Source organism: Lachnoanaerobaculum sp. Marseille-Q4761 (assembly GCF_017565785.1).
GTDB lineage: Bacteria > Bacillota > Clostridia > Lachnospirales > Lachnospiraceae > Lachnoanaerobaculum.
Map to the genome: position 1 here is coordinate 197,781 of NZ_JAGEKB010000003.1, position 12,412 is coordinate 210,192.

13 protein-coding genes are annotated in these 12,412 nt (G+C 35.6%); all 13 read right to left on the minus strand.

The window, feature by feature from the left end:
* Window positions 1-7: 7 nt before the first annotated feature.
* On the minus strand, window positions 8-1,237 hold the full coding sequence (locus J4O15_RS12090) for a 2-hydroxyacyl-CoA dehydratase subunit D (RefSeq protein ID WP_008754478.1): 1,230 nt from the start codon (window positions 1,235-1,237) through the stop codon (window positions 8-10).
* Window positions 1,238-1,392: 155 nt separating this feature from the next.
* Entirely contained in the window at window positions 1,393-1,815 is a 423-nt protein-coding gene (gene tnpA / locus J4O15_RS12095; RefSeq protein WP_009221315.1) for an IS200/IS605 family transposase, read from the minus strand.
* 135 nt (window positions 1,816-1,950) lie between these two features.
* Entirely contained in the window at window positions 1,951-2,721 is a 771-nt protein-coding gene (locus J4O15_RS12100; RefSeq protein WP_208100943.1) for an acyl-CoA dehydratase activase, read from the minus strand.
* A gap of 310 nt (window positions 2,722-3,031) precedes the next feature.
* Window positions 3,032-3,724, minus strand: coding sequence for a GntR family transcriptional regulator (locus J4O15_RS12105; protein WP_208100944.1), 693 nt, complete (start codon window positions 3,722-3,724; stop codon window positions 3,032-3,034).
* Window positions 3,725-3,841: 117 nt separating this feature from the next.
* Window positions 3,842-4,306 (minus strand): DUF5684 domain-containing protein, encoded by a 465-nt coding sequence (locus J4O15_RS12110; RefSeq protein WP_009218872.1) that lies wholly within the window; start codon window positions 4,304-4,306, stop codon window positions 3,842-3,844.
* Between the two features lie 180 nt (window positions 4,307-4,486).
* Complete coding sequence (locus J4O15_RS12115; RefSeq protein ID WP_208100945.1) at window positions 4,487-5,422, minus strand: tRNA-dihydrouridine synthase family protein; 936 nt, start codon at window positions 5,420-5,422, stop codon at window positions 4,487-4,489.
* Between the two features lie 96 nt (window positions 5,423-5,518).
* A complete protein-coding gene (locus J4O15_RS12120; protein ID WP_208101321.1) occupies window positions 5,519-5,689 on the minus strand; it encodes a hypothetical protein in 171 nt (56 codons plus the stop codon).
* 271 nt (window positions 5,690-5,960) lie between these two features.
* Window positions 5,961-6,530 (minus strand): cell wall-binding protein, encoded by a 570-nt coding sequence (locus J4O15_RS12125; RefSeq protein ID WP_208100946.1) that lies wholly within the window; start codon window positions 6,528-6,530, stop codon window positions 5,961-5,963.
* A gap of 227 nt (window positions 6,531-6,757) precedes the next feature.
* Window positions 6,758-7,825: a mannonate dehydratase gene (gene uxuA, locus J4O15_RS12130; RefSeq protein WP_208100947.1), complete on the minus strand. Its 1,068-nt coding sequence runs from the start codon at window positions 7,823-7,825 to the stop codon at window positions 6,758-6,760.
* A gap of 260 nt (window positions 7,826-8,085) precedes the next feature.
* Window positions 8,086-8,388 carry a type II toxin-antitoxin system RelE/ParE family toxin gene (locus J4O15_RS12135; RefSeq protein WP_009218877.1) on the minus strand — a complete coding sequence of 101 codons (303 nt, stop codon included), beginning with the start codon at window positions 8,386-8,388 and terminating at the stop codon, window positions 8,086-8,088.
* Complete coding sequence (locus tag J4O15_RS12140; protein WP_208100948.1) at window positions 8,381-8,644, minus strand: type II toxin-antitoxin system prevent-host-death family antitoxin; 264 nt, start codon at window positions 8,642-8,644, stop codon at window positions 8,381-8,383. The genes J4O15_RS12135 and J4O15_RS12140 overlap by 8 nt, the downstream gene beginning before the upstream one ends.
* Window positions 8,645-8,968: 324 nt before the next feature.
* Window positions 8,969-10,579, minus strand: coding sequence for a mannitol dehydrogenase family protein (locus J4O15_RS12145; protein ID WP_208100949.1), 1,611 nt, complete (start codon window positions 10,577-10,579; stop codon window positions 8,969-8,971).
* Window positions 10,580-10,789: 210 nt separating this feature from the next.
* On the minus strand, window positions 10,790-12,400 hold the full coding sequence (locus J4O15_RS12150) for an FAD-dependent oxidoreductase (RefSeq protein ID WP_208100950.1): 1,611 nt from the start codon (window positions 12,398-12,400) through the stop codon (window positions 10,790-10,792).
* Window positions 12,401-12,412 lie beyond the last annotated feature (12 nt).

A 12,412-nucleotide genomic window follows, 5' to 3' on the forward strand; every position in this document is an offset into this window, starting at 1 on the left:
TCCCCCTTTAAATTTCCTTATTTGCTTCCATTATCTCTGTCAATCCCTGAACTCTCGTATCATATTGAGCCTCTGAGAAATTTCTTGGATCTGCTTGGTCTCCATCAAAGCTTACAACCGGAATACCACATTCTTCACCTATTTGCCTGCTCATTTCAGACATAAATCCTGACCAAAGTTTACAGGACCTGTTTGTGTGAACTAGAAGTCCTTCAACACTATTGTCCTTACAAAGTTTTGTTCTCTTATCTCTTGCATGCTCTATATTCATACAATTAGGAACATTTGCATATGCTCTACACATTCCGTCAAAGTCATCATAAATAAATCCGAAAGCATCCGCATATATAGTTGTAACCATATTGATTCCACGACTCTTAAGTCCTGTAGCAGTAGCACGAAGCCATGGCCAGCATGCTATACCCTCAAACATTATTCTATATTTTTCTTCTCCCTTGAACGTAGACTCTCCCTTCTCATGATTATCCTTGTACTCCTGCAAAAGTGTTTCCATTGCTTCTGCAGCTTCAAGTTTTCCTCTGGCAGTAACCATAACCGCCATATGATTTAATAAATCAAATCCGTTAAACGGAGATGGTGAATATTTGGCAGTTGCTGTAGCCTCAAGCCATGCTCTGGAGCTTCTTCCTGATATTTTCCTTACCTCTTCATATCTTTCATTACTCCATTTTTTGCCTGTAATTTCCTCCAATTGATGTATTGCATCCCAAAACTGATTTCTGATATATGCTGTCATAGCATCTGAAACTTCATAATCAGGGTTAAAAGGTATATCAATCATAATCATAGGAATATTAAGTTCTTTTGCTATGTTTTCATACCATTTAATCATGCAGTTGCATATATTATTACAACATAGAACAAAGTCAGGCTGTGGCATATCCTGTTCAGGAGCTTCCTTCAGCTTCATATATGCAAGCGAAATTCTTGCATATGCGCATATATCATTAGAGTATCCGTCACCTTCACTCTCACTGCACATTCGTTCTCCACCGCCTCTGGCAGCAATACCTGCCGCCTGATTCTCAGGGTAACATACGTACAATCCCAAGGTCTCAGGTATCTCTACCGGAAAATTACTTGCACACCATCCTACCAATTCTCCTCGCTTTTTAGCCTCAACACAGTCACTATATGCTTTTGCTGCTATCCTGCCCAATCTAGCCTTTGCGCTATTTGGATCAACTGTAGGCTTTTGTTTTTTAGCTTCTTCCACTATTTTCCTCCTACTTTTTTATAATATTTTCTAGTTAACAACCCCCATTTCAAATGGGGGTTTAATTTTAACCCCTCCGGGGTATTTCTCCGGTTCCGCCAAGGGCGGGATTTCGCAGTACCATTTTTATCGGTAGCCTCCTAAAGAAGGCTATTCTACTTTCTTCCGTCCGCTACCTTATCATTTTCTTCTTGTTCCTTAATATATTTCAAGATTGTTTCTTCATTCACATTTCCTACTGTTGATACATAATATCCTCTTGCCCAAAAATGACGATCGCCCCATTTATTTCTATACTCAGGATGTCTATCAAATAGCATTAATGCACTTTTACCTTTTAAATATGACATGAATTCCGATACACTTATTTTTGGTGGAATTGCTATATACATATGAATATGATCTATACATACTCTTCCATCTATCAACTTTACCTGTTTCATCTCACACAACTTTTTTATTATTTCCACCAAATCTTTTTTTGTTTCTCCATACATGATTTTTCTTCTGTATTTTGGTATAAAAACAATATGGTAAGTGCAATTCCAACGTGTATGTGTTATACTTTGATTATCCACTTTGGATACCTCCTATGCTTTGATATGGCCTGCGAAACCAATATCATTATAGCATAGGAGTTTTTAATACTCTAAGTAACGCTTCGGCTTTGCCGGTTCCCCCATCTCAGATGGGGGATTAATAGCTTTTTTCATTTATAACTTTTTAAAACCGTATATTGCGGCTCCAAGTGCTCCCATAAGTTGAGCATCCTTACTAAACACTATATCTACACCAAGCTCTTTACTCATAGCATTCCTCACACCCGAGTTTTTTGCCACTCCGCCGCTCATGCACACTTCTTCAACTATACCTACTCGTTTTGCCAGGGCGGCAACCCTTACTGCAACAGATTTGCATATCCCTGCAACCAAATCAGGAATATTTCTTCCTGTAGCAAGCTGTGATATGACTTCCGATTCCGCAAAAACTGTACAAGTACTTGATATATTTGCCGGATTATCTGATTTTAAGGCTTCCACCTCCAAATCCTGTATATCAAGATTTAATATATTAGCCATTACATCAAGAAATCTACCTGTCCCTGCCGCACATTTATCATTCATAACAAAATTTGTCATCTTACCGTTTGCTGCAAGAGATATTACCTTGGCATCCTGACCTCCGATATCAATTACAGTTCTGACATTCGGGAACTCCTTATGTACACCTAATGCATGACATGTTAATTCACTAACCTTGTAATCCGCTACATCATAATTCATTCTTCCATATCCTGTAGCAACCACTACTTTAATGTCATTTAGTTCGAGTTTTGAAAAGTTTAGTACATTTTTTACAGCCTCTTCTACTCCTGCTGTTCCTACAGTTGCTATAACAATTGAAGATGCAACTATATTTTCTCCACCCTCCAATATTACTGCTTTGGATGTAGTTGAGCCTATATCAACACCCAATGTGTACATAATTCTCTCCTTTATATCTTGTCTACTAGTATACAAGTTACCGCAAAAAAATAAGTATGTTAATAATATAACTAACATTTATGTAATTAGATTATCAATTATTATTCCATTTGTAAATATGCATTTTAAACATATTTATATATTATCTTTTGTTTATTTTTTATTTATTTTTCTATTTGAAATATTTTTTTGTTTATTTCGCATATTTATAAGTAGCTTAAAAATAATATTATACTATATTATAAATAATATTACCGTAATATTTGTATTCTTTACCAATTTAGTATTATTTGTATTTTTCTACATCTGTCTACTTTTTTGATATAAAATATTTCGGATATTGTTTTATTGCACTTTCATATATATCTGTAATAGTCTCAAGATGAATTGCCATACATTCCTGTGCCTTTTTTAAATCATTACTTTTTATTCCCTTTACTATATTCTTATGTTCCTCCACAAGTTCATGTATTCTATCCGCAAATTTAACATCAAAATTCCTCCACCTTGATATATGCAGCATGATATCACTAAGTATTATTACCAAAGCGTATCTATTAACACTGTCAATCATAGTTTTATGAAATTCACTGTCAAGTATTCCAAACTTACGAGAATAAACTTTTTCATCAATATATTTTTCTTCTTCTTCTATATTTTTTTCAAGTTTTTCTACAAGCTCAAGTCTGGCAGATTCGTCAAGCTTGGTAAACATCTCATATATAACTTCTTTTTCCACTGCAGTTCTAAGCATCAATAAATCAGATATATAGTTTAAATCTATTTGAGTTACAAAAGTACCCCTTTGTGGCCTAACCTCAACAAATTTAAGCTGTGCCAGTTTTGTAAAAGCATTCCTGATTATAGATCTGGATACTCCATAGTCGATACACATTTGATTTTCACTTATAAGCTGTCCCGGCTCCAACTCAAGTTTTATTATTCTCTTTAAAATACTCTTATATACTTCTTCCGCACTATATACTTTTTTTTCATTTATCATATTATCTGTCCCTTAAATAAATTTTATCAAAATACTTTATAATAAAATTATACTACAAAAGAAATTATTTTTCTCAAATAAAAAAGAAAGACCTAAGTCTTTCTCTTTTACTATTTATTAATACTTTTCTCCACTTACACTATAAGCATTTCCCTGATACTGGTATTCTCCATATCCCAATATAATCTCAAATACAAATGGTGCAAGTAACAATCCTATCGCAAAACCCAAATCTTGACCGAATGCCTTTGCTTTCCAATAGCAAAATCTTCCTCTTGCAACCCAATAAAATATGAATGAAGCTGCACTTACCAGCCAGAGTAATCCTCCGATAAATCCTCCGATACCCGATATCGCCCCTATGATTCTTGAACCTAGGAATATACAACAAAGATATATAATATATTTCTGATCCCAGGTTTTTTCTGCATACAGGTAATCATTGTATAAAGGGATAATTGCTCTCCACCCCTCAATGTTCATCTTCTCAAAGACTTTATACATTCCTATGACAGATAAAACATAGAAAATAAATGCAAAACAACCAAAAACAGTACTAACTATGCCATTTAATAAAGCCATAAACCTACCTCCCGGAAAATTTTTGATATTGCCAAAAAATTTAAAATTTTATCAATACTTATTAAAGTATATAGTAAATTTTATCATTTCGCAATGATTTTATATATGAAACTTCTTACTTTTTTATAAAGTCTAATTAATCAATATAAGCCTGCAACTCTTTATTGCTTTTATACCGCCCTATACATTTTTAAGTTCGGCAATTATATTATTATAATCTTTTACAGCATTTGATTTTCTAATCTTTTTTAATACTTTGGAGTATTTTTCTTCTTCACACAATATCAATCCCCAAATTTCTTTCAGCTTAAACAATGTATTTCTTTCTCCGAAATCAAGTGATAAATATTCGTCTCTTATATCATTCACAAAATCTATTGTTTTACTTAAATCAAAAATTTGGTTGTTGCTTTTTATAGATTCCGCCAATAAAGGATTTCTTACCAATCCCCTGCCGACCATAATTCCATCTGCTATATTATTCTTTAAATTTTCCTTTAATTTAATATAGTCATTTAATGTATTTATATCCCCATTATATATAAGTTTTGTTTTTAACCTGCCTCCGGCATCTAAAAATGCCGGTAAATACACATTATTCTTATAAAAATCACTTCTAAGCCTTGGATGTATTATTATCTCATTAAAATCATATTTTTCATAAACTTTCAACAACTCATCCCACTCATCATAATCACAAAAGCCTATTCTTGTCTTTATGGAAATCTTTATATTCTTTCTTTTTTCAAATATAGCATAAAAAAATTTATCAAGAGAATCTACATCCTGTAAAAAACCCGAACCTCTTTTTTTTGATGTCACTGTTGCGGACGGACAACCAAGGTTTATATTAAATTCGCTATATCCCATCTGCTTTATTTCATCCGTAAGTTTCAAAAATTCTTCTGCATTATTTAAAAGGACCTGTGGAACAAGATATTGCCCCTTGTTATATTCACGATTTAGTTCCATTAATTCTGATTTTGAAAATCCCTTTTTCATATGTGGTGTAATGAAAGGAGTAAAAAACTCATCCACTCCTTTGAAATGTTTTATATAGACTTTCCTAAAAACATAATTTGTTACACCCTCCATCGGTGCCATGTATATATCCATAAATCTCCTAATCTAAAAAACATGGAAGGTTTAAATTCCTTCCATGTAAGTTTATCATCTTGTATGAATTTATCAAATGTATTTTTGCTTTGAAATCTAATTATCCTCCGACTTATTAGATTCTCCATTTGGTGGCTGAGGCATTTCAATTTCATTACCGTTTACATCAGTAGGCTTTTGTGGCGGCTGTCCACTTGGAGGATTTCCACCGGTTCCGTCAGGTGCACCCATGCCTCCGGGACCTCCGTTTCCACCGAAACCACCCATGCCGCCGGCACTTTGACCAATGGTATTTTCACCTGCAGCTATAGTTATCTCTTCACTGTTATCTCCGGCACTTACCGTATATGTCTCTCCTGTTATAAACTTATCTGAAATGTCTGTGACATTTCCTGTACACCTGTACTTACTTATGTTTTGTATTATCGTTTAAATATATGTTTAAAATGTGTATGTAAGGTGTAAAATTTGTGTTTTTATTGCATATAAAAAGCGAATAGGCACTAAACCTATCCGCTTCCTTAATTTACATATATGATTATCTTTCTACAAAAACACCGTTATTGTCTACATAGTATCCGTCAGGAGTTGTTGCATTGTACCACATAGCACCTGTGCTATCGAAGTAGTACCACTTACGAGTGTTCTCTGTAAGTAGCCAACCTGTGTTCATATGTCCGTCATCATGTAAATAATACCAGTTATTATTGATAAATCTCCATGATGTAAGCATATAGCCCTCTACATCGAAATAATACCACTTAGAATCCTTGTTTACCCAAGTATTCTTTGCATAATTTCCTGCACCATAGTTAAGCCACCAACCCTTGGCATCCTTAACCCATGTACCTGCAGAAGAACTTGCTACAGAATTTCTTGATGATCTGCCGGAAGAGCCTGAACCACCGCCTGATCCACCTGAACCACCACCTGATCTTCTTGAATTCGATGGTGTAGATGGTGTTGCTGTAGACGGTGTTGCAGTTCTTGTAGTACCTGCCGTTGTAGCCGATGGTGTTATTATCTGTGACGGAGCGGCACTAGCTGCAAATACTGTACCCGCAGTTAAACCTATTCCTAATGTAAGTGTTGTCAATATACGTTTCATATATCCCTCCCATTATTTTATTTCTTTGATGAACATTTAGGATAATAACACTATTTTTAAAACAAAGCAATGCCGTTTACCTTTCTAATTTTTTACAACTTTCTTACAATCTTAAATGTGATTTGGGATACAAAAATTTTCATTATAACTAATAATTAACATTTGTACATTATTTCATTTAATCAGTTTATATAAAAAGAGGGAGGTCATCCCTCCCTTAAAGTTGTCTATCTTCTATCAAATTTTTCTAAAGCATCCCAAACACCTAGTATATACATCACACCAAGTGCTCTATCATACAAACCATATCCCGGTCTACACTGCTCATCCCATATATGTCTTCCATGGTCAGGGCGTACATAACCTGTATATCCACAGTCATGATATGCTTTAATAATATCTAGGATTCCTACATCTCCGTCACAATCTCTATGTGACACCTCTGAGAAATCTCCCCCTTCATAATGCTTTACATTTCTGATATGTGCAAAGTATATTCTGTCACTATGCTTTCTAACTATATTTGCAACCCTGTTATGCTCATTTGCCCCAAGTGAGCCTGAGCAGAGTGTAAGTCCGGAATACGGATTGTCTACAAGTTTCAAAAATTTGTCAATAGCTTCCTCATCAACCAAAAGTCTTGGAAGTCCGAATATATCCCATGGCGGATCGTCCTGATGTATAGCCATCTTAATATTGCATTCTTCACAAGTAGGCATAATAGCCTCTAAGAAATACTTTAAATTCTCCCAGAGTTTTTCCTTTGTAACAGGTTTATATGCCTCAAAAAGCTCCTTTAAACGCTCAAGTCTCTCCGGCTCCCATCCCGGCATTGTATATCCCTTTGAACCTTCTATAATATATTTTGCCATCTCAATAGGATCTTCTCTTATAACTTTTTTCTCATAAAAAAGAGCATTTGATCCATCCGGAAGTTCATGGTGCAAATCTGTTCTTGTCCAGTCAAATACAGGCATAAAGTTGTAACATACCACCTTTACACCAAACTTTGCAAGATTCTTAAGAGTTGTTTTATAGTTTTCTATCAAAGCATCTCTTGTCGGTAATCCTATCTTTATATCATCATGAACATTCACAGATTCAACAACATCCATATTAAAACCATATGACTCAAGTTGCTTTCTTACCTCTTCTATTTCGCTTACTTCCCAAACTTCTCCTGCAGCCTTGTTATGTAATGCCCAGACAATACCTTCAACACCCGGTATCTGCTTGATTTGCTTTAAGGTAACGGAGTCGTTTCCTTCTCCATACCAGCGCCAAGTCATTTGCATAAATTTCTCCTTACTGTAATTGTTTTATTTAAGTTAAATATTTACATAAACTTTAATAATTAATCCTCAACCCCCTTGAAATACAAGGCTTTCAGAGGGTGGTTTTGACAAAACACAGGGAATATACCTTTTTCTTCAAAATTGCCCTTTAACTGTGTAACAAATAAAAAGTACAAAATCACGATTGTTTCATCACTAACGCCTTACGATGAAAAACATCCTGTTTTTTCAGAATGTCTTTTCGTTCTCCTATTGAGTTGTTATAAATTGCTCGGTGTGTATCTAACTGTTATGATATAGACTTCCTTCTTTTCTTTCAAAACACGGTAAATGATGGTGTAATTTTTATGGAACAGCTGCCTGTATCCTCGATTTGCATAAGCTCCTATACATCGAATTGCTCCACGCTCCGGCAAGGTTTCTAAACTGAAAATAGTATTTTCAAGTTCATCAATCATTTTAGAAGCTGTAGTAGGCTCCAACAGAGTATCTGCGATATAGGTGTAGATTCCATCTAAGTCCCGGTAAGCACGAGGATAGAGCTTTACAAGGTATTTATCCAAAATGCTTTCTCCTTAAAGATAAAAGAGCATCACGTGCATCCAGAAGCTCACCGCCTGTAACAAGTTCTCTTTCCGCTTCATTTATTGCAGCATCTGTCTGTGCTGTTTCAAGCATTTCTTCGTATGCTTCAATGCTCATTACAACCAAATCTCCATAACCGTTTTTTGTGATAAAAAGGGGTTCATTTTTTGCATGGCAAAGTTCCGATATTTCTGTGGTATTTCTTAAATCTGTAATCGGTCTGATTTGTGGCATGGTATTTGCCTCCTTTCTTTGTACATAATTATAGCAAAATTATATACAAATCACAAGTCTTATACTCTTTTTTATGCAACTCCGTCTTACTCTATTTATTCTAATATCCTTTCTGCTTTCATAGAGGGTTTGGGACACTTCCAAACAGGCAATTTTCAGACAAGCACGAATCGTGCAATAGGCTGAAAATACGGAAAGGCTACCTCTTTCCTATGCTTGCTATTCCACTTATCCCTTAATCTCTACAACAACGGAAATTCACGTTTTGCCAAAGATTGCAAAGAAAAACGCTGCAATTTATATAACAGCAACGTTTATTTTATTTCACCCCACATACTTCCTTAATGTTTCCCTTATTGCACCCTTTTCTGCTATAAGTTCCACAAAGTATTTCTCTGTCTGTTCTCCGAGACCGACCTCATAGAGATTTACCCCGAATATGGACGCATCACTAAACAGCTTCTCAAGTTTTGAATGCACATCCACATCACCGATTTTTATATTCTCAACCAATGGTACCATCTTTTCAAGCATCGGATCCGGGCTTAATTCAAAGCTGTTTAAATTATCATCTATTCCCATAAGATATCTTGCCCAGCCTGCAAAGACAAGAGGTATAAGCTTTAAATCTTCTACCTTCAGGCTGTCTGAGTTTTTATAAGCTTTAATCGTCTCACCAAATCTTATTGCAAGCTTTTGTGACGTGTCACAGGCAATCCTTTGAGGCGTATCCGGCATAAATAGATTTGGTAATCTTACTTCCACCACAGTATCAATAAAATCCTTAGGATTTATAATACCCGGATTTGTAACTACAGGTAAACCCTCTTTATATCCTATAATCTTTATAAGCTTTGTAAGCTCATCATCCTTCATTTCATCACTGATTTTTTCATAGCCGAGCAAGCAGCCATAGATTGCAAGTGTTGTATGAAGAGGATTAAGACAGGTACATACCTTCATTCTCTCCACCATATCTACGACTTCACGCTTTGTAAACATTACACCGCCATCCTCAAGTTTTGGTCTGCCATTTGGGAAATTATCCTCTATTACCAGGTATTCCGCTTCCTCCGCATTTACAAAAGGAGCCACAAAGGTATTCTTGCTTGTTTTTACAAAGTCTACCTCCTCTATACCGTCTTTAATAAGCATTTCCATCACAGAGTCGGCAGGTCTTGGTGTTATCTTATCAATCATTGACCATGGGAAACTGACCTTACTATCATCTTCAACATATGAAAGGAATCCATTGTCACATACTCCGTTTTCCTGCCATTTTTTTGCAAATGCTCTTACCGCATCCTTTAATTTATCACCATTATGTGAGCAATTGTCCATACTTACCATAGCTAAAGGAACTGCACCGGCCTTAAATCTTTCATATAGCATTGCGCATACCTTGCCCATATAACTTGTAGCCTTGTATGGACCTGCCTTAAAATCAGCCTCAATACCTGCCGGTATGTTACCGTTTCCGTCTGCTACAGCATATCCCTTTTCTGTAATAGTAAAACTTACCATCTGAAGTGAAGACTTCCTAAAGAGCTCTTTTAAAACCTCATAATCTGCATTTTCAGGATCAACCCTCAATGATTCCACAATTGAACCGACTATATTTTTTTCAACTGTACCGTCACAGCAAAGTTTCATATAGATTGTCAAATCATCAAATGACTTAAAAGCCTTGTCAATTATCTCATAGTCGAATCCTTCTGCAACTATAAGACCTGTATCTGTTTTATTTTCATTTAAAAGATTGTTTAATACATTAGCCTGAAAAGCCCTGAAAATATTTCCGGCTCCGAAATGTATCCAGTTCGGATTTTCTATTGTGTTTTTTCTTACCTTTTCTCTATCATATTTTGGTAGAGAATAGCCAAGTTTTTCCCATGTCGCCTTATTTTCTACAATACTTTTTTTATTAAGTTTCATCATCCTTCCCCTTGCCCTAATAGTAAAACGATAAATATCCTGCTTTCAGAAACAATAATTAAAAGCCGCAATACTGAACATATAATAAATTTAAATGTCAGACTATTCAGTATTTTATCATTGTTTTAATATAAAAAGCAAGGCTGAACAGATACATTTCTTTGCTTTTGTATCACAGTTCAGCCTTTTTATTTCAATGGATTTCAATATTTAATTATTTATATAGTCAAGTACTTCTTCTATGCTCTTTTTACCGAAGAATACTTTATCCTCATTCATTACCAGACATGGCACACTCATCACATGATACTTCTCTCTTAAATCACCGAAATGATTTATATCATAAACCTGTGCGTCCACCAATGGATTTAATGAAGCAATTCTTTGTACCGCTACAACAAGATCCGGGCACATCGTGCAGCTTAATGATACAAGAATTTTAAATGATACCTTTTCTTTAATTGCAAGTATCTTTTCTTTTATATCATCACTTAATCCCTGTCCGGGGCCTGATACATTGTATATACCAAGTATAAATGAAGTAAATTCATGTCCTCCCGGAACACCGTGGAATGCAAGTCCGCTATGTTCTCCATCCTTATATATCTCTACAAGAGGAGCCTTTTGTTCATCCTTGATTTCTTCTATCGAAATCTTATCGGTAAGCTTGCCAAGTTCCGACATATATGAAAGCAATTCTCTTGATACATCATCATCCTTCACATATACCTTTAACAAGATATTATTTTCCATCTTGCCGAATACAGTATTAAGCTGTGCAAGCATATCTGAGTTGAACAATCCTTCTTCCTTAGTCTCTTCTTTTTTAAGACTTCCTTTTCCTGCACCTGATTGACGAATAGGAACCACCGGCTTGATACCTGTCTTTTTATGCATTGAAGAAATATACTTTTCAAGTTCCGTTGCCGCAATACCTGCATCACCGACTGTAGTAACCACCTGTCTAAGAGGTTTTATACAAACATCTCCTGCAGCATATAAGCCTTCAATTGATGTCTTCTTTGATTCATCGGTAATTACATAACCTCTCTCATCAAGGATACCAAAATCCTTTACAATAGAAGTTGCAGGTTCATATCCTGCAAATACAAAGACACCGAAACCGTTCTTATCTTCAAAAACTTCTTCTTTACCGGTCTGATTGTTTTTGTAAACTATTCTCTCAAGCACATCATTGCCTTCCACTCTTACCACTTCAGTATGTGTAAGTACGGTAATATTTTCATTATCATAGGCATGCTGCGCTGTTGTCTTTGCACAGGTAAAATCAGCCTCTCTTATCAAGATGGTTACATGCTTTGCATATTTTGTTAAAAATACGCTTTCTTCCGCTGCCGCAAAACCTCCACCTACAACGAAAACTTCTTTTCCTTTAAAGAATTCTCCGTCACAAGTTGCACAGTATGCAACACCATGACCTTTAAACTGAGCCTCTCCTTCAAATCCTATCATTCTCGGGGAAGCACCTGTCGCAAGTATTACTCCGAAGCATTCAATATCTCCCTTTGATGTATGGACTTTTTTAATATCCCCGTCCATATCAATAGAGTTTACTGTTGCAAGCAGGAATTCGGCACCGAAGTTCTCAGCCTGCTTTCTCATCTGCTCGCCAAGCTTAGCACCTGAAATATGCTCAATGCCCGGATAGTTTACAACTTCGGCAGTCAGACTAATCTGACCGCCGAACTTTTCTTTTTCTATAACAAGTACACGATAATATGCTCTGGCTAAATATATAGCCGCTGTCAGACCTGCAGGACCTCCGCCTACAATGACTGCATCATACATGTTCTTACTCATAATTTCCCTGTA